The organism is Cryobacterium sp. Sr3, assembly GCF_004402835.1.
In the GTDB taxonomy this organism is placed as follows: Bacteria; Actinomycetota; Actinomycetes; order Actinomycetales; family Microbacteriaceae; genus Cryobacterium; species Cryobacterium sandaracinum.
Window position 1 is genome coordinate 49,098 of sequence record NZ_SOFA01000043.1, and the last position, 20,778, is coordinate 69,875.

At 65.7% G+C, this 20,778-nt stretch carries 23 protein-coding genes; 15 read left to right on the plus strand and 8 right to left on the minus strand.

Features of this window, described 5'->3' with window-relative positions; genetic code table 11:
• The first annotated feature begins 206 nt into the window (after positions 1–206).
• The 3 genes from E3N94_RS14580 (at position 207) to E3N94_RS14590 (ending at position 1,266) form a co-directional block, all read left to right on the plus strand.
• Positions 207–428: a DUF6290 family protein gene (locus E3N94_RS14580; RefSeq protein ID WP_104171445.1), complete on the plus strand. Its 222-nt coding sequence runs from the start codon at positions 207–209 to the stop codon at positions 426–428.
• On the plus strand, positions 425–691 hold the full coding sequence (locus E3N94_RS14585; protein ID WP_255453040.1) for a type II toxin-antitoxin system RelE/ParE family toxin: 267 nt from the start codon (positions 425–427) through the stop codon (positions 689–691). Before E3N94_RS14580 ends, E3N94_RS14585 begins: the two co-directional genes overlap by 4 nt.
• 113 nt (positions 692–804) lie before the next feature.
• On the plus strand, positions 805–1,266 hold the full coding sequence (locus E3N94_RS14590; RefSeq protein ID WP_134374063.1) for a nucleotidyltransferase domain-containing protein: 462 nt from the start codon (positions 805–807) through the stop codon (positions 1,264–1,266).
• Positions 1,267–1,311: 45 nt separating this feature from the next.
• On the opposite strand, the gene E3N94_RS14595 is transcribed toward E3N94_RS14590, so the two are convergent.
• On the minus strand, positions 1,312–1,509 hold the full coding sequence (locus E3N94_RS14595; protein WP_134374061.1) for a hypothetical protein: 198 nt from the start codon (positions 1,507–1,509) through the stop codon (positions 1,312–1,314).
• A 133-nt stretch (positions 1,510–1,642) separates the two neighbouring features.
• Here E3N94_RS14595 and E3N94_RS14600 point away from each other — a divergent pair, with 133 nt between their 5' ends.
• The 5 genes from E3N94_RS14600 (at position 1,643) to E3N94_RS14625 (ending at position 7,331) form a co-directional block, all read left to right on the plus strand.
• The gene (locus E3N94_RS14600; protein WP_134342820.1) at positions 1,643–2,422 is read left to right on the plus strand and encodes a hypothetical protein; all 780 of its coding nucleotides are present in this window, start codon (positions 1,643–1,645) and stop codon (positions 2,420–2,422) included.
• Between the two features lie 90 nt (positions 2,423–2,512).
• A complete protein-coding gene (locus tag E3N94_RS14605; RefSeq protein ID WP_134570464.1) occupies positions 2,513–2,929 on the plus strand; it encodes a hypothetical protein in 417 nt (138 codons plus the stop codon).
• A gap of 538 nt (positions 2,930–3,467) precedes the next feature.
• Entirely contained in the window at positions 3,468–4,535 is a 1,068-nt protein-coding gene (locus E3N94_RS14615; protein ID WP_134570465.1) for an extracellular solute-binding protein, read from the plus strand.
• A gap of 24 nt (positions 4,536–4,559) precedes the next feature.
• Positions 4,560–5,573 (plus strand): ABC transporter ATP-binding protein, encoded by a 1,014-nt coding sequence (locus tag E3N94_RS14620; RefSeq protein WP_134570466.1) that lies wholly within the window; start codon positions 4,560–4,562, stop codon positions 5,571–5,573.
• A gap of 12 nt (positions 5,574–5,585) precedes the next feature.
• Positions 5,586–7,331, plus strand: coding sequence for an iron ABC transporter permease (locus E3N94_RS14625; protein WP_241980792.1), 1,746 nt, complete (start codon positions 5,586–5,588; stop codon positions 7,329–7,331).
• Between the two features lie 110 nt (positions 7,332–7,441).
• On the opposite strand, the gene E3N94_RS14630 is transcribed toward E3N94_RS14625, so the two are convergent.
• Positions 7,442–8,161, minus strand: coding sequence for an alpha/beta hydrolase (locus E3N94_RS14630; RefSeq protein WP_174776137.1), 720 nt, complete (start codon positions 8,159–8,161; stop codon positions 7,442–7,444).
• Positions 8,158–8,985, minus strand: coding sequence for an alpha/beta hydrolase (locus E3N94_RS16660; protein WP_166784784.1), 828 nt, complete (start codon positions 8,983–8,985; stop codon positions 8,158–8,160). Before E3N94_RS16660 ends, E3N94_RS14630 begins: the two co-directional genes overlap by 4 nt.
• Positions 8,986–9,276: 291 nt before the next feature.
• On the opposite strand from E3N94_RS16660, the gene E3N94_RS14640 reads away from it, so the two are divergent.
• Together E3N94_RS14640 and E3N94_RS16665 are read left to right on the plus strand one after the other, a co-directional pair.
• Positions 9,277–9,690, plus strand: a complete 414-nt coding sequence (locus tag E3N94_RS14640) for a DUF2256 and DUF3253 domain-containing protein (RefSeq protein WP_134570468.1) — start codon at positions 9,277–9,279, stop codon at positions 9,688–9,690.
• Between the two features lie 22 nt (positions 9,691–9,712).
• Positions 9,713–9,865 carry a hypothetical protein gene (locus E3N94_RS16665; RefSeq protein WP_166785986.1) on the plus strand — a complete coding sequence of 51 codons (153 nt, stop codon included), beginning with the start codon at positions 9,713–9,715 and terminating at the stop codon, positions 9,863–9,865.
• 22 nt (positions 9,866–9,887) lie between these two features.
• On the opposite strand, the gene E3N94_RS14645 is transcribed toward E3N94_RS16665, so the two are convergent.
• On the minus strand, positions 9,888–11,273 hold the full coding sequence (locus E3N94_RS14645) for an LLM class flavin-dependent oxidoreductase (RefSeq protein WP_104099292.1): 1,386 nt from the start codon (positions 11,271–11,273) through the stop codon (positions 9,888–9,890).
• 291 nt (positions 11,274–11,564) lie between these two features.
• Between E3N94_RS14645 and E3N94_RS14650 the strand changes: the two genes are divergently transcribed.
• The 3 genes from E3N94_RS14650 to E3N94_RS16830 all read left to right on the plus strand — a co-directional run bounded on the left by E3N94_RS14650 (position 11,565) and on the right by E3N94_RS16830 (position 15,274).
• Positions 11,565–11,795, plus strand: a complete 231-nt coding sequence (locus E3N94_RS14650; protein WP_134374049.1) for a hypothetical protein — start codon at positions 11,565–11,567, stop codon at positions 11,793–11,795.
• Positions 11,796–12,146: 351 nt separating this feature from the next.
• On the plus strand, positions 12,147–13,076 hold the full coding sequence (locus tag E3N94_RS16770; RefSeq protein WP_174776138.1) for a hypothetical protein: 930 nt from the start codon (positions 12,147–12,149) through the stop codon (positions 13,074–13,076).
• Positions 13,077–13,291: 215 nt separating this feature from the next.
• A complete protein-coding gene (locus E3N94_RS16830; RefSeq protein WP_194087970.1) occupies positions 13,292–15,274 on the plus strand; it encodes a DUF2207 domain-containing protein in 1,983 nt (660 codons plus the stop codon).
• A gap of 157 nt (positions 15,275–15,431) precedes the next feature.
• On the opposite strand, the gene E3N94_RS14665 is transcribed toward E3N94_RS16830, so the two are convergent.
• Positions 15,432–16,442: a diacylglycerol kinase family protein gene (locus tag E3N94_RS14665; protein WP_134511597.1), complete on the minus strand. Its 1,011-nt coding sequence runs from the start codon at positions 16,440–16,442 to the stop codon at positions 15,432–15,434.
• Positions 16,443–16,883: 441 nt separating this feature from the next.
• On the opposite strand from E3N94_RS14665, the gene E3N94_RS14670 reads away from it, so the two are divergent.
• Positions 16,884–17,750, plus strand: coding sequence for an alpha/beta hydrolase (locus tag E3N94_RS14670; protein WP_166790117.1), 867 nt, complete (start codon positions 16,884–16,886; stop codon positions 17,748–17,750).
• Between the two features lie 175 nt (positions 17,751–17,925).
• Here E3N94_RS14670 and heR read toward each other — a convergent pair whose 3' ends face one another.
• Both heR and E3N94_RS14680 read right to left on the minus strand, forming a co-directional pair.
• Positions 17,926–18,726: a heliorhodopsin HeR gene (gene heR, locus E3N94_RS14675; RefSeq protein WP_134342833.1), complete on the minus strand. Its 801-nt coding sequence runs from the start codon at positions 18,724–18,726 to the stop codon at positions 17,926–17,928.
• 66 nt (positions 18,727–18,792) lie between these two features.
• Entirely contained in the window at positions 18,793–19,359 is a 567-nt protein-coding gene (locus E3N94_RS14680; RefSeq protein ID WP_174776139.1) for an MOSC domain-containing protein, read from the minus strand.
• Between the two features lie 118 nt (positions 19,360–19,477).
• On the opposite strand from E3N94_RS14680, the gene E3N94_RS14685 reads away from it, so the two are divergent.
• A complete protein-coding gene (locus E3N94_RS14685) occupies positions 19,478–20,224 on the plus strand; it encodes an endonuclease/exonuclease/phosphatase family protein (protein ID WP_134374039.1) in 747 nt (248 codons plus the stop codon).
• A 43-nt stretch (positions 20,225–20,267) separates the two neighbouring features.
• Here E3N94_RS14685 and E3N94_RS14690 read toward each other — a convergent pair whose 3' ends face one another.
• Positions 20,268–20,468, minus strand: coding sequence for a hypothetical protein (locus E3N94_RS14690; protein WP_134374037.1), 201 nt, complete (start codon positions 20,466–20,468; stop codon positions 20,268–20,270).
• Positions 20,469–20,778 lie beyond the last annotated feature (310 nt).

The window sequence follows — 20,778 nt, forward strand, 5'->3', positions numbered from 1 at the left end:
CAGGAGTGCTCGATGCTTCCCGCCGAGCGCGTCTTCCCACTGCCGGCGAAGGCCAGCTTCGACCAGGGCGAGCCTCGGCGTGCGCATTGGATAGGAATGCAAAGCGTTGTCGGGTCTATTGGGCTTGAGGCTGAGGCTGAGGCTGGACGCAATTTCAGGACGGATGTATCATTTTGTAAACATGTCTTACTTTGGAAGGTGGCAGCGTGACGATCTCAATCCGTCTCACCCCCGAGGAAGAGGAGCGGCTGGAGGAGCTGTCCAGGCGCACGGGGCGTTCGAAGAGCTTCTACGTTCGAGCTGCCCTCCGCGAGCACTTGACCGATCTGGAGGACGCCTTTGCGGCCGACGAATCGCTGAACGCTTTTGAAGCCGCAGGCCGCCGCTCCCGGCCGCTCTCGGCGCTGAAAGCCGAGTCTGAGCTGTGATCGCCCGGTGGCGCGTTGAGACCACCGAGCAGTTCGATTGCCAATTCAGGAAGCTGGACCGCGCTGTGCAGCGACGAGTCCTGTCATACCTCGAGGACGTCGAACGTCTCGACGATCCTCGCCAACGCGGGAAGGGTTTGACCGCAAACCACTCCGGCGTGTGGCGATACCGAGTAGGGGACTACCGCGTCCTCGTTCAGATCATGGACGAGACTCTGGTCTTCCTGGCCGTAAACGTCGACCACCGCAAAAACGCATACTGAACCAACCGTGGGCGGGGTTCGGGATCGCATCAAATTTGTCTGCGGTGATTCAAAAAAGCGTGGGGCGTGGTTGCGATCAACTCGTTCGCACGGCCTCCAGCTTTAGTCTCGGCATGAGTGCGTCCACCCGGATTCTTGAGGCTCGGTTACGGGCCAATCTCTCGCAGAGCCAGCTGGCCCTTCGTGCCAGAGTTCCGCAGCCCAACCGCTCCGCCTACGAGGTTGGTCGGGTGCAGCCGCGGCCGGAAACTCTCGCTCGCATCCTGGCTGCCGCCGTTGAGCGGCCGTCTCTCGTGCTGGCGCGCGAGCGGCGCCGTGTGCTCGAACTGGCCGGCCACCGCGGTGCCGGCGCCGTGCGAGTCTTCGGCAGCATCGCCCAGGGCACGGATGCCGCCGGCAGCGACATCGACCTTCTCGTCACCTTCGCCCCCGACGCTTCCCTTCTCGATGCGGCCGGGCTCGTACTCGGTTATCGGGTGCGGGTGGGTGACTACCGGATCATCTACATCATTCGCAACGACATCCTCGTGGTGGTCGTGGTCACCGTCGGCCATCGTCGGGACGTGTATGAGTAACGCGTGATCACTTTCCGCTGCCGGTGCAGCTGGGGATTGGGTAGGTCACGCAGACGATCCCTGCGCCGCGATGCAGCCGACCCACACTTCGTCGCGAGCTCGGGTGATGCCCACGAACAGTTTGCGGCGGTCGCGCTCGTCGCGTTCGATCTGCGAATCGGTCCACCCCGCTCCAGTGACGCCCGGGAACATCAGGCGTTCGGTGATCCAGGGCAGCAGCACCTGCTTGAACTCGGGGTGCATGATGCCAACAACAACACTGAGGCGAAGACCGCCCGTGTCTCAGTGTGCCGGGCCACGTTCAGATGAGCGCTACCTGAGTCCCAGGTGTATGTTGCGTGCAACGATTCGGATGGGAGCTGTGATGATGCCGAGAGTGGGCGCAAGCGAACCGAGCAACACCGCCCTCTACGTCACGGGCGGTGTGCTCACTGTTGTCCTGGCCGCTCTGACGGTTCTGATCACAGTGCTTGCTCAGCAGCCTGTGGGTGTACCGGCCGAGATCGCGCTCACCGTCTGGATCCTCCTCGGACTATCAGCGCTCCTCGTCCTGCTCACGCTGGTGGCCTGGATTTCCCGAGTTATGGATGGCACGGCAAACCGTGGTGCGCTCAATCTTCCGAACGGCAGCATCAGCGCGGTGATTGCGCTCTTGCTTCTGCTCCTCTTCGCGTTTTCGTCGATCTACCTGTTCAGTCAGCTCAGCTTGCGCGAATCGCGGGGCGCGAAATCCACCGGAGTTTCGGAAAGCACACTCGCGGGCTTTCCGTCTGAACGCGTCATCAGCGTCAATGTTGCCGAGGCTGGCGCCGCCGACGGGACCGGGCGCACCTACGATGTGGTGCTGGCGCCGGCTTCTGGCGCAAGCACTGACTTCGCCGAGACGATCTTCGCCACACTGTCGACGGTCGTCATCGCAATCGTCGGCTTCTACTTCGGGCAGCGGGCCGCTACCTCGGGGGTTCAAGCCGTACAAGACCTACAGACAAACGCCGAGCTGACTCGTTCAAAGATTGAGCTAGAGCGGGAAATGCAGACGACACGGGTGCCGATTGCCGGAGCGGGAGCCGGCGTCGTAAAACCGGGTTCCGGACCCGTTTCGGACGGCCTGGCCACAGAGCGAACACCGGCGCCGCCGGAGAAACCAGGAGCTTGAATCGCATCTGACTGGAGTGGGATCGACATGACACATGACAGCATCCGCTTACCATCGGCCAGGGGGCCGCACGCCTCAGCCCGGACGTTCTTGGCGCTCGTACTTGCTGGCTTTCTCCTCACGGGCGCCAGTTGCGCTCGGAGTGGCACGAGCAGCCTGGATGATCTGGGGCGCATTCTCGGCCGATCTGCAAACGAGACCGAACTCATCGTAGGAGGCGGTTCTGCTGCCGCGGAGAAGAATGCCGCCCGTTGGCTCGAGCAGATCGAGGCCTATGGTGACAGCGATGTGCGAGCCGCCTGCAACCTTGCCCTGGCGATGTCTGGTTCCGGAACACCGAAGACTCAGGCCGATCTCAAGCAGCTATTGCAACTTACCTCCGCCATCACGAATCCCACGGCTGAAGTGACAAACCTGCGGGATACTACGGCGTCTGCATTGATCGAGGATTACCAATCGGCCTCCCTGGCCGCGGCAATAGTGGCGTTCGACGAGACCCTCTGCTGACCAGACGTGCTTGGTCGACTGAACGTCGACCAGGGTGGTCAGGGCCGGAATCCCAAAGTTCGTTCCTGGAATGACGGGTCCATGCGCTTCATCTGCGGATTGAGGGTGGAGGCATGCTGCCAGTCCTGGTCATTCTTTGCGAGCAGGTCCATCGCTCTCGCGAGCAATCGTGGTTCGATCGCGGTCTGAGCCCATCGTGTGCTCTTGCTCTACGTATGGTCGAAGGGCTATCTCGGGGAGGTCGGCCCTGCCGAGGCCGGGGCCGCGTGACGCGTTGGCATTAGTGCGCCTGGGCCTGCTTCGGGGAACGAGCGCCAAGTTAAACCCGGGACATTTCGGCATCAGCTGCGTGCGCAAGACGTCAACTGCGGCATCGCTTCCAACGGCGTCAGTACAGCCAGTTAACGCAAGGCGAACTTTCGTTCAGGTGGCCTGGGGCTGGATTTTCTGCGACTTAGTGTGAATGAACCGTTGCTAAAACTTGATTCGGTCGGTGAGTGGCCATCTGCCCTCTCGCGGCCCAGAAAAGGACTCACAATTGAACAAGCGCATTCTCACAGCGGCCACTCTTGCGGCCGTGCTTCTGGGCACCGTCGCGTTGGCGTCATGCAGCAGCACGGCAGGCGAGGCGTCGTCGGGGGAATCTTCCGGAACCCTCATCGTCTACACGAACAGCAATTCGGATGGGCGTGGGGAATGGGTGACCGCCAAGGCCGCCGAGGCCGGGATGAAGATCGAGATCGTGGGGCTGGGCGGGGCCGACCTCGCCAACCGCATCGTCGCCGAGAAGAATAACCCGGTGGGCGACGTCGTCTTCGGCCTGAACAATATGTTCTTCGAAACGCTGAAGGCAGAGGATGCCGTCACCGCCTACACGCCGGAGTGGTCGGGGGATGTCGACAAGAAAGCCGGTGACGCCAAGGACGGGGCGTTCTGGCCCCTCGTGGAACAGGCCATCGTCACCGTCTACGACACCAACACCGTGACGAGCGCAGACGCCCCGAAACAGGTCAGCGACCTGTGGGACGGCGCCGAATACCACGGCCGATACGAAGTGAACACCAGCCTCGGCCAGGCCACCCCGCAACTGGTTCTCGCCGGCATGCTCGCGCCCTATGCCGACGAGAAGGGCGACCTGGGCATCTCGGATGCCGGCTGGAAGCAGGTGCAGGACTACTACAAGCACGGTTCACCAGCGATCGAGGGCACCGACCTGTATGCGCGCCTGACCCGCGACGAGGTCGACTACGGCGTGCTCCCGAGCAGCGGAATCACCAGCCGCGACGCCGAATACGCCACCAAGACCGGCGTGATCAGCCCGGAAGACGGTGTCCCCTACGTCACCGAGCAGATCGCGGTCATCAACGGCACGCCGCGCCAGGACCAGGCCGAGAAGTTCATCGACTGGTTCGGCGGAGCCGAGGTGCAGGGCGAGTTCGCCGCCGAATTCGCGTCCTACCCGGTGAATGAGAAGGCTCGCGCCGAGGCGCTTCCGGAGGTCGTCGAACTGATCGAGTCCCTCCCCAAGCAGGACATCGACTGGTCGCTGACCCGCGAACGCATCTCCGAGTGGGTCGAGAAGACCGAGCTCGAGTACCTGCCCTAAGTCTCGGCCCGGGCACGAACAGTCATGATCAGATTCGAGAACGTCGAAGTGAGCTTCGGCGAGAAAATCGCCATCCCGGACCTGACCCTCGAGATCGAGCAGGGTGAGTTCTTCACCCTGCTCGGGCCCTCCGGGTGCGGCAAGACGACGGCCCTGCGCACGCTCGCCGGGTTCATCGAACCGTCCCGGGGTGAGATCTACATCGACGGGAAGGTGGCCACCCGGCTGCCGAGCGAAAAACGCAGCGTGGGCATGGTCTTCCAGAACTACGCGCTGTTCCCCAGCATGAGCGTGTGGGAGAACATCGCGTTCGGCCTGCGGGTGCGAAAGACCAGGAAGGCCGAGACGGCGCTGCTCGTCGACGAGATCGCCGCTCAGGTCGAGCTCAGCGAGGAGCAGCTCGCGAAGAACGTGTCCGAACTCTCCGGTGGCCAGCAGCAGCGGGTCGCCATCGCCCGGGCCCTCGTGCTCAAGCCGCGCATCCTGCTGCTCGACGAGCCCCTCTCCAATCTCGACGCCAAGCTGCGCGTGCAGCTGCGCGGACAGCTGAAGAACCTGCAGCGGGAACTCGGCATCACCACGGTGTACGTCACGCACGACCAGGAAGAGGCGCTCACCATGAGCGACCGGATTGCCGTGTTCAACCACGGTGTGGTCGAGCAGGTAGGCACCCCGGAGGAGATCTACAACCGCTCCGGCACCGAGTTCGTCTGTACCTTCGTCGGTGCGATGAACAAGCTCTCGGGCGACGTCGTGCACCAGCTGCGCCAGCGCGGTGGCACCGGTCTCGCACCAGCAAAAACGTCGTACCTGCGCCTGGAGAAGGTGTCGTTGCAGGCGCCCCCAGGCAACACGGATGCGATCCGGCTCGATGGCGTTGTCGCCGGCCGTTCCTACCACGGCTCGCACAGCACCTACACAATCGACAGTCATGGCAGCAGCATTCGTGCTCTGGTGCCCGAGGGCGGCGGATCTGCGCTCGAACCGGGTTCTGCGGCGCGACTGTATATCGACCCGTCGTCGATCCTGCAGTACTAAAGGAGAACATCCGTGCGCACTTCGTCGTGGGCTTCAATGTTCCGATCCCCGTTCGTCGTCATCATCACCCTGGTGACGCTGTGGTTCGTGGCGACGTTTTTGGTCTTCCCGAACGCCAACCTGCTCATCAGAACCTTCTTCCCGGAGGGTCAGTTCAGCTTTCGGGCCGTCGAGAAACTGGTCAGCTCCGAACGTGCGATGAACAGCCTCTGGCACAGCTTCGCGTTGGCCGCCACGCTGGCCGTCACGGTGAATGCCGTCGGCATCTTCATCGTTCTCGTCACCGACTATTTCAAGATCCGGGGCGCACGGATGCTGTGGCTCGGCTACGCCACCACCCTTATCTACGGGGGCATCGTGCTCGCCGCCGGCTACAACTTCATCTACGGCCGCTACGGATTCGTCACCAACGCCGTGCGCAACTGGTTTCCCGAGATCGACCCGAACTGGTTCTCCGGTTACTTCGCGGTCGTCGTCGTGATGACGCTGGCCACGACGACGAACCATATGCTTTTCCTGGGATCGTCGCTGGCGAAGATCGACTACCAGACCATCGAGGCGGCGCGCAATATGGGCGCGTCGACCATGGGCATCCTCTGGCGAATCGTCTTGCCCGCCCTGCGCCCGATGATCTTCGCCGTGACAATTCTCACCTTCCTGACCGGTCTCGGCGCACTGACAGCGCCGCTCGTGTTGGGCGGCACCGATTTCCAAACGATCGCCCCGATGATCCTCACCTTCTCCAAGAGCACCGGGTCGCGTGACCTCGCCGCGCTGCTCGCCGTGATCCTCGGCCTGGCGACCATCGTGCTTCTGGCAATGATGAACCGGGTCGAAAAGTCGGGGGTGTACTTCTCGGTGGCGAAGGTGGCGACCCCGCTGCAAAAACAGAGAATCCCGAACCCAGTGGCGAACGCTGCCGTGCACGTGGCCGCCTACGCTCTCTTTGTCGTCTACGCGACGCCGGTGCTGCTGATCGTGCTGTTTTCCTTCGTGCACTCGAGTGCCATTGTCACGGGGAGCATCAGCTGGAATTCGTTCACGCTCGACAACTACGCCACGGTCTTCGGCACGCCCGCGGTGCTCCGGCCGTTCGTGGTCAGCGTCGTCTACAGCGCGCTGGCGTCGGTGATCGTGGTCGGCGGGATGCTGTTCGTCTCACGGTTGCTGCAGAAGCACCGCAACCCGTTGACCGTCACGCTGGAGTACCTGCTGCACATCCCCTGGATCCTGCCGACGATTCTCATCGCCCTCGCCCTCGTCATGACGTTCGACCGCCCCAACGCGATGGTCGGCGGCCAGGTGCTCACAGGCACGACGAGTCTCCTGCTGATCGCCTACGTGATCGTGAAGATCCCGTTCACCCTGCGATTGCTCAAGGCGGCTTTCGCGTCGGTGCCGGAGTCGCTCGAGGATGCCGCCCGCATCCTCGGTGCCGGGTCGATGTTCACCCTTCGCACGGTGCTGGTTCCGCTGGTTCTCCCGACCGCGGCTGCGATCACGGCGCTCAACTTCAACAGCCTGCTCGACGACTATGACGCCGCGGTGTTCCTGTATCACCCGCTCTACCAACCCCTCGGTGTCGCGATCAAGGCCAGCACGGAGGGGGAGAACAACCTCGACTCCATGTCGATCACGTTCGTCTACACCGTGCTTCTCATGATCATCATGGGGTTCACCATGTACCTGGTCTACGGGCGAGGAGGCTCGTCGACGAAGCGCCATACGCGCCGCGCGCGCACTGTCGCGGCGAAGTAGTCGGGGCGGAGTCCTCCCTGCGGCTGAACATCAGCCCGAGCGGTCAGGCTCCACGTGCGGCAGGCCAAGCGCCTTGCCCGCGTGACCGAAGGTCGATCTGCGACCCGGAGTCAGACTGCCGACTCCACGGCATGCGTCACCGCGTCGAGCACGGCCCGCACGGCCGCCGGGTCGCCGAGGGTGCGGAAGTGCCCACCGACCCGGAGCTGGATGTTGCGGGCGCCGACGAGTTCACTGCCCTCGGGGACATGCGGGTCGACCACCTCGTAGATAGACGTGATGCGGTTGTTGCCCCGGTGGTCCAGGCCGAGGTCGTGCAGGGCCATGTTGGTGGGAGCGAAGGCACGGATGCTCGGCACGACCCAATAGCGCGCATAGCGGGAACCGCCGAAGGGAGCACTGATCGCGGTCATTCCGCTCACCCGGCGGCCCGGGTCATCCGTCGTCATGAGCAGTTTGCCGATCAGGCCGCCCTTGCTGTGCGCCACGATGACGACGCCGTTCAGGTTCTCCCGCTCGAGGTAGGCGGCCACGGTCGCGGCGGCATCCGCCAGAGAACGCCGGTTGCGGCCGAGCTTCGCCACCACATGCACCGGATGCCCGTGGCCGTGCAGTATCTCAATCAACGGTCGCATGAACTGCCAGGATTCATACACCCCGGGGATGATCACGATCGGGGCTTTGGTACCGGAGCGGAAGTCCGTGGGCCGGGCGCGGGAGAGGAACGCACGGGTCTGGCCGGTCGCCGCATAGACATAGTCGAGCAGCCACCACCAGGCCTCGCGCAGATGGCGACTCAGCAGACGGGGGTTCAGGAGACGGCGAATCATTGTGCCGGGTGCGCGACCGACGGAAGCCGCAGGGCGTGCCCCTCGATGATGGCGGCGGTTTGCACGGCGGCACTGTGGTGCACCAGGTGGCGGTGCCCCGCGACCTCGAACACATGCCCGTCCGGCGCGGCGGCGGCCAGCGATGCACACCAGGTGCTGCCCGAGACGGGGTCGTTGGTGCCTCGGATCACGAGGATGGGGGAGTGCACCTCGCCAAGGGCCAGGTCGGTGCGGTAGCCGAGCATGGGGACGAGCTCGGTGGAGAACCAGCGCGGGCCGCACTCGAGGTAGTCACGGAACACGATCAGATTGCCCGACGGCGACTCCTTGGCCACATCCCGGGTCAGGCCCAGCGCCTGTTGCACGGCTGTCGACCGGCGGGGATCGGTGACAGGGCCGATCAGAACCAGGTGGGAGACGGCATCGGGGCGTTGCCGGGCCACCTCGGTGACGAATTGGGCGCCCATCGAATGGCCGACCAGGACCGCCCGCGGCACCTCGAGTCGATCAAGTAGCCGGCCGAGCAGGGCGCCGTATTCTTCGACAGCGAGCGGCCGAACGGGCCGGCGGGTGCCGCCGAATCCGGGCAGATCGAGCGAATGGGTATGCCCGATGGCGGCCAGGCTCCTCTGCACCCGGCGGTAGTAGCGGTGCGACGCCCCGATGCCGTGGACCAGCAGGTAGGTCGGCGCGTCCGGCGAAGGCGAGGTGCTCTTCAGGGAGTGCACGGTGAATTGATGCCCATCAACCTCGATGCTGCGGCTACGGGCAGGAACAGCGGCTGCGCGCCATCGTTCGACACGCGCTCGGTCGGTGCTCGTCACGGGATTTCCTTCGGGTTCAGGTGCAAAAATCCTAGCCTCCGGCAGTGTCGGGTGGCCTGGGCGCTCACGGGCGCTGAGACATCCGTCACTGATAAGACGGATGCGGGCCGAATTCGTCGCGCCCGCGGCGCCGATGGGTCGGGCGCGCCCTGCCTGGCGCCCTGCCCGGCGCCCTGCAGCCCCGAGAGTCGCCGATTCTGCCGAGAATCGCCGCTGGAACGGCGACGCTCGGCGCAAACGGCGACTCTCGGCGGCTCTCGGCGACCCGCGCCATCCCGCAGGATAGAAGGCATGGCCCACCGTCAACGAAAACCCGCCGATTCTGACACCGCCCGTGACCGGGCGGACAAGACGTGTGCCTCGTGTGGGCGGCGCATCGAGTGGCGCATGAAGTGGGCCGACAACTGGGAGTCGGTGAAGTACTGCTCGACCACTTGCCGCGCACATGGGGTCACGGCGACCGACCTCAAGCTGGAAGAGGCTATCGCGACACTGCTCAGTGCGCGGGCGACGAATGCCACGATCTGCCCGTCCGAGGCGGCGAAAGTGGTCGGCGGTGACGGCTGGAACGACCTGATGGAGCCGGCCCGACGCGCCGCACGCCGCATGGTCGCCCGCGGTGACCTGCAGATCATGCAGGGCGGGGCCGTGGTCGATCCGTCGACGGCGAAGGGTCCGATCCGGTTGCGGCGGGTGCGGACATAGGCGCAGTACCCGCGCTCACCGAGTGCCGTGGCCCGAGACCCTTGCCCGCATTCTGGCGTCCGCCACCGCGCGGCCGTCGGTCGTGCTGCGGCGCGAGCGTGAGCAGGTGCTCAAACTGGCCGGTCGCCGCCGCACGGATTTCCCCCGGCTGCTGGTGCAGTCGGGGATTGCATAGGGCGAGCGGCGGTCGCCGCTCGTCACCTAACGGATTGGTTCACCCCGAGCCGATAATCGGCTCCGTGGTGCTCCTCGGGCAGACGGTCGCCGCGCCCGTGCAACTTGTTGCGTAGAGTGCCCTCGACGTACTCCTCCGGGTAGGCCCCGCGACGACGCAGCTCGGGAATCACGAACTCGACCACGTCTTCGAACGTTCCGGGTGTGATCGCGTAGGCGAGGTTGAACCCGTCAACATCGGTATCGGCGACCCACTCCTGCAGGTGATCGGCAACCTCTTCCGGTGAGCCGACGATGAACGGCCCCAGGCCGCCGATTGCGCCGAGCTTCGCGATGTCACGCACGGTCCACTCGGAGCCGTCATCATTCGCCGCCTGGAAATTTGCCACCGCCGACTGGATCGCGTTGCTCTTCACGTTGCCGATCGGCTCGTCGAGGTCATACCGGGAGAGATCGATGCCCATCCAGCCCGACATGAACACCAGGGCGCCTTCTTCGCTCGCGTAGGAGAGGTAGTCCTGATGTTTTGCGTGCGCCTTCTCGCTGGTCTCGTCGGTGATGATTGTCAGCAGCGTGTAGATCTTCGCGGAGTACCGGTCTCGACCGGCCTGCTCGAGCGCATCCCGGATCTTGCTCACGGTCGCGGTGAGGCCGGACTTGGTCGAAGCGGCCACGAAGATCGCCTCGGCGTTGCCGGCGGCGAAGGCGATACCGCGCGGCGATGCCCCGGCCTGATAGATCACCGGCGTGCGCTGCAACGACGGCTCGGACAGGTGGATCCCCGGCACGGTGAAGTTCTTGCCGTAATGCCCGATCTCATGCACCTTGCTCGGATCGGTGAACACCCCGGTCTCCCGGTCGCGGATGACGGCATCGTCTTCCCACGAGCCCTCCCACAACTTGTACAGCACCTCGAGATATTCGTCGGCGACGTCGTAGCGGTCGTCATGCTCCAACTGGTCTTCATGCCCCATGTTGCGGGCGGCGCTCGGCAGATAACCGGTGACGACGTTCCAGCCGACGCGACCCTTCGTCAAATGGTCGAGCGTCGACATCCGTCGTGCGAACGGGTACGGATGCTCGTACGCTGTACCCGCGGTCACGCCGAACCCGAGGTTCTCGGTCACCGCCGCCATGGCGGAGACGAGCAGAATCGGGTCGTTCACGGGAACCTGGGCCCCGTGCCGGATCGCTGCTTCGTTCGAACCGCCATAGACGTCGTACGTTCCGAGCACATCGGCGATGAAAATGCCATCGAAAGTGCCTCGCTCGAGCAGCCTGGCCAGGTCGGTCCAATAGGAGAGGTCCTTGTATCGCCAGGACTGGTCAAGCGGATGCCGCCACATTCCTGAGGACTGGTGCGCGACGCAGTTCATGTCAAAAGCGTTGAAGCGAATTTGTCTGGGCATGCCACCCATCCTGCGGCGCGGTCGTTGACGGCGCCACAGCACTCGCCATTTGGCGTAACACACGGGGAGCGACGGGCTGAATCTCGCAGATCCGCCCGGAGCGGCGCGGTTTGAATCCCTCGCCGCGCACGAGACCGCCACGCTGCCGCCGACGCTGCTGGCCGCCTGGGTCGTACGGGCCACCGGCACGACGACCATATTCGCGCTGCTGTTGACCATCGTCTTCTCGGTCGCCCTTGTATCGGCTCCAGCAGTTCGGGCGCCATTCTCAGCGTGCTCGGCTGGCGCTAATTGTTCGACCTCGTGCTCCTGATCACCCTCAGCGTGCTCGTCGTGGGCGGCTTGGGGCTGAAGAACGTCACCACTACGCGCAAGACGCGGATCGACGTGGTCTTGGTCATCCTCTCGCCGCCCGGCTTCGGCAAGCTCGTCTACGGCCTCAGCAACCTGAATGCGGAATCCGGTGGCATCGGCTCGGTTGCGGGCTGGCTGCCGACCGCTCCGGGCCCATTCGTCTGCTGATCGTGGGCTCCAGCCGCGTTCCTGTGCGGCGCCGTGATCTCGCTGTTCGCGATCCCCGCGGCGTTCTTCATTCGCCGCGCGGCAGCTGCGCCGTTCCGCGCGTGGCACGCCATCGGCGCAGCGGCGCAGCACGCGCGCAGCGAGACCAGGGCCGCCGCGCGGGGCCCGCCGAATCCGGTGTCCCGGCCCGGCTACCCATGACTTTCACAGAATACTGAGCGTTTGTTCAGAAACATGAGACAGAGTATAAGTTTCGTCTGCGCCGTCCCCCGAAAGCGCAGGCCCGATGCTCAGTAAGTTGGCGCGCGCACGCGTGCGAGCTTGCGTAACACGGAAGTCAAGCGCACATACATGCCCGAAACACCCGAAGAAATCCGCATCCGATTCGCTGCCCAAAATAAGCGAAGCAACAGCATTCCCAGCAGCAACAGCACCACCGGCCCCACCAAGATCAACCGCCCGCACCGCATCGTGCTCATCGCCACCAGTGTGCTCGCCGTCACCGGCCTCGCAGTCGGCGCCGGCTTCGCCGGTCAGTCCGCCTCCGCCACCCAGGACCGTGTCTCGGCCACAACCGAACTCGCCGACAGCACCGGCCTGCACCGTGAACAGCTCGGCGCCTACCGCGCGGTCGCCAAGGCGCACGTCGACAACTCGGCATCCATCACCCTGAACGAGGCCAATCAGGTCATCGCCGCCACCCAGGACAAGGTGGATGCCTCCAGCCTCGCCGCGGTCGCCAGCTCGCTCGCCAGCTACGAGATCCTCCCTCTCGACGAGATCACCTCGCTGACCGCCCAGACCAAGGCCGAGACTGCCGCCGTCACCGCGGCTTCGATCGAAGCCGATCGGGTCGCCGCCGAGGCCGCCGCCGCTGAGGCCGCCGCTGAGGCCGCCGCCGCCGCTGAGGCCGCTTCTCAGGCCGCCGCCGCTGAAGCCACCCGTGCCCAGTCGCTGGCCTCCGGCAACACTCCTGCCGGCGCGCGCGCCACGGCTCAGGCCATGGCCGCGTCCCAGTACGGCTGGGGCGCCGACCAGTTCTCCTGCCTGAACCAGCTGTGGCAGAAGGAATCGGAGTGGAAGTACGACGCCGTGAACTCCAACGGCGGTGCCACCGGCATCCCGCAGGCGTTGCCCGGCAACAAGATGGCGACGGCCGGCAGCGACTGGGCCACCAACGCGACCACGCAGATCGCATGGGGCCTCGGCTACATCAAGGCCTCCTCCTACGGCACCCCGTGCGCCGCCTGGTCTCACTCGCAGGCCAACAACTGGTACTGATGCCCTGATCACCCGCAGCAACAAGGCCGGTCGTCCCCTCGTGGAGGGGCCGACCGGTTTTCTCGTTGCCGGGCTCTCAGCTGTCGGTTCGCATGCACCGAAGGGACCCGTGCTGCACTAGCCTTCGAAGGGCGGATGTTGTGGGGACAGCACGGCTCGGCGCGGTCGACGCCGCATCGAGGCTCCCGGCTCCGGCAGAAACAGGGAGCGGCAACATGCACGGGATCGCACCGGCCAGACATCCGTTACGTCGATTCGTGCAGGTCGTGGCCGCGCTCGCGGTTTCGGCGGCGCTCGCGCTCGGGATGCCGGCCGTCGGGACGCCCCTGGCCGCGTCGGCAGACACCGGTGACTTCACATTCACCTCCTTCGAGGCCGACTACTACCTCTCCCGTGACGACGCCGGGCACTCCACCCTGCGCACGGTCGAGACGTTCGTGGCGCAGTTCCCGAACTTCGACCAGAACCGAGGCATGGTGCGCCTCCTCCCCAACGACTACAACGGGGTGCCGCTGAACACCACCGTCGAATCGGTCACCGACGCCACCGGAGCCCCCGTCTACTTCGAGACCTATGACCAGGGCTCCGTCACCGAGGTGCCGCTCGGCACCGATGAGTTCGTGCGCGGCCAGCAGACCTACACGATCACCTACACGCAGCAGAACGTGGTGCGCGCGTTCGCCGACACCGACGACGACGAGCTCTACTGGGACACCAACGGCACCGGGTTCGACCAGTCGTTCGGCTCCGTCACCGCGCGCGTGCACGTCGACCCGAGCGTCGCCGAGTTCCTCACCGGCGACACCGCCTGCTATTCCGGGGCCCAGGACGACGGCGCCCGGTGCGAGATCAGCCAGACCACGGATGCCGCAGTGCCCGGATCCACGGGCCAGCTGTTCACCTCGTCCGTGGAGGGTCTCGGTCCGCGGCAGAACCTGACCGTGGCCATCGGCTTTGCACCCGGCACCTTCGTGTCGGTGCCGGCCTCGGCCAGCTACAGTGCGAGCGATTCGGACAACGGCGGGGGAGAACCGGCGACCGGGCTGCTGTTCCTGGTGGCGGCTGTCGGCTTTCTCGGGGTCGTGCTCGCCTTCATCCGTCGCCGACTCGGCCAGCGCGACGCCCGCGGCCGAGGCACCATCATCGCCCAGTACAGCGTGCCGAAGGGTTACAACCTGCTGGAGGCGGGGGACCTTGCGAATCGGTCGAAGACGGCTATCGCCGCAGAGCTTGTGAGCCTGGCGGTGCGCGGCACGGTGCGCATCATCGACTATCCGGTCAGCGCCGACGGCGGCGACTACACGCTGCAGCTGCTGACCGTGGAAGGCGTGGACGCTCAGGAGCGAAAGCTGCTGGAGACGCTGTTCCCCCGCCTGACGATCGGAGCGACGCGGGAACTGGGGGTCGCCGACAGCACACTCGCCGCCAAACTGAGCGCGTTCCTCCCCGCCGCGACAGCGTCGGTCATCGAGCGCGGCTGGCGGGCCAAGGTGACCGGCCGCGGCGGCAGGTGGATCGCTATCGGAATGGCCGTCGTGCTGCTGCCGGCCCTGGCCGTCCTCGGTGCGGTGGCGCTGATCGACGGCTCCCCGAAGTTCGGCGAGGTGATGACGGTCGCCGTCATCGCAGCGCTGTTCCTCTACCTGGCCCTCTACCTCGCCCAGGGCACGATGCAGCTCACCGATTCCGGGGCCGATCAGCGCGACTACCTCAAGGGACTGAAGGTCTATCTAGAGCTCGCCGAGGAGGAGCGTTTCCGCATGCTGCAGAGCCCGGACGGCGCGCTGCGGGTCACGATGCCTGCCATGCCGGGTGTCGCTTCGGGGGCGCTGCCGAGCCCGGTGACGGATGCCGCCGAAACACCCGACACCGTCGAACTGGTCAAGCTCTATGAGGAGCTGCTCCCCTTCGCGGTGCTCTGGGGCGTCGAACGGGACTGGGCGAAGGAGCTCGTCGTGCTCTACGAGCACGGGGCGCCGGCGCCGGGCTGGATCGTGTCGCAGGGAGGCTTCACCGCGAGCGGCTTCGGCGTCGCCATGAACGGTTGGGTCGCCTCGGTCCTCACCTCTGCCACGGTTCCCGTCAGCTCCAGCAGCGGCGGCGGATACTCCGGCGGCGGAGGAAGTTTCTCCGGCGGCTCCGGCGGCGGCGGGTTCTCCGGCGGTGGCGGTGGCGGAGGCGGTGGCGGCGGCCGTTGACGACTGCCGGGTGTGCAGCCGTCAACGCATCCGTGGTCCGTCGTGCCGGCGCGGGTGCCGCGCCGCTTCGCTGGTGGCATGCCATCCGCAGAGCGGCGCACCTCCCGCCCGTCGAGCAGAGTGGAACGGGAGAGGGGCGACGGATGCCCCGCGCCGCCTACGCGGCGTCGCTCGGCACGCGCAGGGTGAGGCTACCGGCATCCACCCAGGTCTTGAAGGCCACGGCGGTGCCGAACCCGTCGCCGTCGAGTTCGATCTCTTCCGGACGGTTGAGCCGCAGCACGAGCTTCGTGCCGGTGGCGTAGTTGAGCGCGTCGACATCATTGGTGCGCAGTTTGCGGCCCAATACCGTTCGGCTGAGCACGCCGTTCTCCCACAGCACCTTAGACAGAATTTGCAGCCAGCCGCCGAAGCCCTCCGGCTTCAGTACGACCACGTCGAAGAGTCCGTCGTCGAGGGCGGCGTCGGGAATCAGCTCGATGCTGGCCGGAAGCGACCCGCAGTTGCCGACCATGATGGTGTGCGCGCGCATCGCCTGCTCGGGCTTCGCGTTGAGCCGGTACCGGAACCGTAGATCGCTGTCGTCCTTGCCGACGGCGATCATGGCTTTCACGTAGGCCAGCCAGCCGGCCTTCGCCTTGAGGTCGTCGTCGGTGTTCGCGAGCATCTTGGCATCGAGGCCGAGCCCGGCCATCACCAGGTAGGCGTGCCGGTCGACCGACCGGTCGGCCCGCTCGATGTCGATCAGGCACACGTCGATCACCTTGTCCTGGCCGGCGAACGCGGCTCGCAGGGCCAGCCCGGTGTCGGCGAGGGGCAGCTGCAGGTTGCGGGCGAGCAGGTTGCCGGTGCCCGACGGCAGCAGCGCCAGTGCGCACTCCGTGCCGTGGACGGCTTCCGCGACGGCGCGCACGGTGCCGTCGCCGCCGGCCACGATGATCATGGTGGCCCCGGCTTCGATCGCCTTCCGGGCCGGTCCCTGCCCCGGGTCCTCAGCTGACGTCTCGAACCACAGCGTCTCCGGCCAGCCGGCGGCCGATTGCTGGGCCTCGACGGCGTCCCGGAGCTCGTCGACGTCAACCTTTATGGGGTTGTAGACGACCGCGGCGAGCCGGGGTGCGCTCACGTCATCGGTCAGGTCGTCGTGGTGCAGATCGGTGCTCGTCATGTGGGGTCCGTTCGATGGTGGAAGCTGGTGCCTTCCGTCAATGGGTTCTCACTCATCTAGACGGATGCCGCTGCCCATTTGTCACGCGACCCCGCAGTCGGGCGCCCCTTCCCAGGCGCAGACCCACTCCTTATGCTGGCACCACTTCGCTCGAAAATCACGTTCCTCTCGTTCGCTTCAGGGTGGGAAGACTCTCCTGAACCCCGGCCGAATCTGCCGGGACGCTTTCGGGGGTCCCGCGGCGCGGGTAGTGTCACCAACGGTTCTGCCCAGCCGGCCACGCCAGAGCCGGTTGCTGCCGGGCCGATCGCTACCGCACCGCTCGCTGCCGCACCGCTCTCCGCGGAGCCGGCTGACGGCATCCGGAACCGTCGATGAAACGAAAGGGTCAATTCAATGCCCCCCGCGACACAAACACAGAATGTCACCGATGCGCGCACCATGGCTCGGCGAACGGGCACCCTCCTCGGAGGGATGCCCTATTTGAGGTTCGGCACGGGCTCGCCGCTGGTGGCCATCCCGGGCCTCACCCAGAACTTTGAACCGACGGTCGGCGTCGAGCGCATGCTTGTGACCCGGATGCTGGCTCCGGTGGCGGCCCGGCACCGCGTGCTCAGGCTGACCCCGCGCCCGGGCCTCGACCCGAACGCCAGCATGGCCGACATCGCCCGGGACTACGCCGACGCTCTGCGCCTGGAGTTTCCGGGGCCCATCGACGTGATCGGCACGTCGACCGGCGGGAGCATCGCCCTGCAACTCGCCGCCGACCATCCCGATGTGGTGCAGCGTCTCGTCGTGGTCTGCGCGGCCTACACCCTGGGGCCAAACGGCAAGCAGGTGCAGCGTCGGGTCGCTGAAGAGGTTCTTGCCGGGCGCCCGCGGCAGGCCGGCCGGAAGATGTTCAGTGTCCTCGGCGACAAGCCCCCGAGTCGGCTGGCAGCCGGCATGGGCTGGATGCTCGGACCCCGCACGTTCGGCAAGGCCAGCCCCGACCTGATCACCACCATTCGCGCCGAAGACGCCTTCAACCTGCGCGACCGGCTCGGCGAGATCGAAGCGCCCACCCTGCTGATCGGTGGTGACCGGGACGGTTTCTACACGCCCGAGCTGTTCCGCGAGACGGTGGCGCGCATCCCCAACGCCCGCCTCATCCTCTTCCCCGGCAAGGGGCACATGGCCGCGATCTCAGACCCACGCCTCCTGCCGGACGTCCTCGAGTTCCTCGACGGCTCCGACGCGGGCGGCCGCGCTACGGGTGCCCACTCCCCGAGTGCACGCTCTGCGGGCACTCGTCCGTCGACGCTGTAGCCGTCGCCTGGCGGGGTCGTTGTTGACCCGGAACGTCGGTGAGACGACAGCTGTCCCTGGCTTCGCCCGGGACGATTACGAGGTGGCGCTGCGGACTGGCTTCGAAGCACGGGGGTGGTGCTTCTGCCGTGCCCGGCACCAGCTTGGGCCCGAGCTGGTCGGCTAAACGATTGCCCTAGGTGAGTGCCGGGATGATCGCGCCGGAGAACACCTGCCAGGCCAGCGCGGTCTTGGCGACCAGGCTCAGCGTGATGTAGGCGCGCTCGCCGCGGAGGTAGTCGCGCCAGCCGCCGACCTGACGGTACTGCAGCACCTGGTTGACGGCGAACGTGTTGAAGAACAGGAAGAGGGAAATAATGATGCCGTAGACGAAAGCCGGCGGTGCGGCCTCGGTGTTCGAGCCGGGGGCGATGAAGTAGGTCAGGATGACGACCCACGGCACCACGCCCACCATCGACCCGAAGATGAAGGGCAGGAACTTGCCGTTGCCGGGTGTCTCGTACTTCTCCTGCAGTGCCCCGAACATGATCATGGCGGCGTTGGCGGCGAAGATCGCGAACAGGGCCGCGATGTCGGTGATGCCGGTGATCTGGGCGATCAGCCAGATCATGATCGAGGAGCTCAGGGAATATTCGACCCAGCGGAAGTAGTTTCGGTTGGCTTTGAGCCCCGCCGCGTAGCGGGGGAAGAATTTCGGCGACGAGATCAGGAAATGGAAGAAGGCCGAGAGCGCCAGGAACGAGACGACGCCGATGCCCACGTTGACGTCGAACAGGGTCACCCGCTCGGGCGGCAGCGGCACGCCGGGAGGAGCAGACAGATAGTCGGCGGTGACGGCAAAGGTGACCTGGGTGCTGAGCAGGGTGAGCACGTATGCGAAGCCCAGGGCCTGCACGAGGTGCAGTGAGCCGGCCACGATGTTGTAGACGCGGAGGCGGGAAATTTTCTGATCGGGGGTGTAGTTCTTGCGTGCCATCGGGGCTCCTCCACAGGTCAGGTGAGGCCGAGACTAGCAGGGTCGCCGACTGCCGTTACCCAAGCGTCAGACCACGCCGAGCGGCAGGTGTTCCCCGGCCGGCAGCCGCACCCGAATCGGGTCCCCGGGAGCGACGCTTCCCCCGGTGACGACGATTCCCATGATCCCCGCCTTGCGGATCACCTGACCGGCATCATCCGTGTCGATCAGCGTCTTCATCAGCCCCTTCTGGTACCCGTTGATCAGTGAGCAGGGGTTGCGCAGCCCGGTGATCTCCACGACCGCGTCGGTGCCGAGCCGCAGCCGGGCACCCCGCGGAAGGCCGGACAGATCCAGCCCGCGGGTCGTGATATTCTCGCCCAGCTCGCCGGGGGAGACCTCGAAGCCGGCCCCCCGCAGCTCGTCGAAGAGCTCGGCGGGCATGAAGTGCACCTGGGTGAGGTTCGCCCTGGTCGGATCCTTCACGATCAGGTAACGGTGCTGCGTCGTGGCTCCGGCGTGAGCGTCGCCCTCCACCCCGAATCCCGCGATCAAACGGATGTCCGGGACCGTCGGCTTGCTGAACGCGTGCCGTTCGTCTCGGCTGACCGACTCCACCGTTGCCGTCACTGTGGCCGTCGCATCCTGAATCATGGCCCGAGTCTCGCATGAGGGCCGCCGAGAATTCACCCAGCCGATATAGCATTTCTGCGTCGCAAACGTAGGCTAGGTGGGTGTTCAGCGAGTCGAGTCGAGTCGAAAAAGGTCAGTCGTGAAAGTCATCAGCTATAACCTCCGCAAGAATCGTGCCAGTGGTGAGCTCATCGCCCTGGCCGAGAACCACGATCCCGACGTCCTGTGTCTGCAGGAATGCGACACCCTCGAGCTCCCCGAGGAGATCGGTCTCCTGCACCTAGCCGACTCCACTGTGCGCAACCGACTCGGCCTGGCGATCTACTATCGCATGGACCGGTTCACCAACGAGCGCACCCAGACCTTCGCGCTCAAGAAGTCACTGCACGACCGCGTGCTGACCCCCGCGCATGAGCGCCTGATCGGCACCCGATTGACCGACCTCGCCGCCCACCGCGAAATCGTCGTCGCTTCGTTCCACGCCGCGCCGCTCACCGCGCTCAACTCCCTGCGGCGCAACCAGATCCGCACCGCGCACGAAGAACTGCACGAGCTCGGGCCGGGCCTGCCGACCCTGATGGTGGGCGACTACAACTACCCGATCTTCAAGGGGCGCCTCGGTGACCACATCACCCAGTCCGGCTACGATCTCACCCTGAGCGACACCCGAACGTACACGCGCTACAAGTTCTTCCGCGGGCATTTCGACCTGGCAACCTCCATCGGGCTGACCATCGACAGTGTCGAGACGCTGCCCCTCGGCACCTCCGACCACCTGCCCATCCTGGTCACGTCCACCTACAGCGACGAGTCGGTGAACGCCACGAATGTGCCGGCCAGCCTCGCCGAGACGGAGCGCGCTCCGGGCGGTGAATTCGCGATCTAAGGGGCGGGGCCTCGACTACTGAGCGTCGAGGGCGGGGCCCCGTCTACTGGGTGTCGCCGCGCGTCCAGAGCAGGTGGGCACGCACCGACAGGGATCCGCCGATCAGGAGGGCCACGCCCGCCATCCAGAGCAGGACGGTGAGGAACGCGTTGGCCGTCACGGCGTTGAAAATGATCAGGGCCACCCCGAAGGCACTGAAACTGAACCCGGCGACGGCGCAGGTGGTGAAGGACCAGTTCTTCATGCGGGTGGTTCCAATCGGGTGGGGATTCGACAGCGATTACGGTAGCAGGCCCGCGGGGCGCATACCGTGCCTCGCCTGCCCAGAACTAGTGAGTCCGAATCGGTTGGTTGCATCGCTCCCGGATTGGCAGAGCTGACTGCACCGCGCGGACGCTGTTCAGCACGGGCGAGCGCCGGGTTCGGCGTCGAACCAATTCGACGGAGATTTTGGCTCTCCTGCTTCATCTGTGGGTGTTTCGGAGCGCCTTAACGGCCGCACGCCGCTTCCTGTCTAGGTTTCTGACTGTCTAGGAACAGAAACTCAAGGGGCA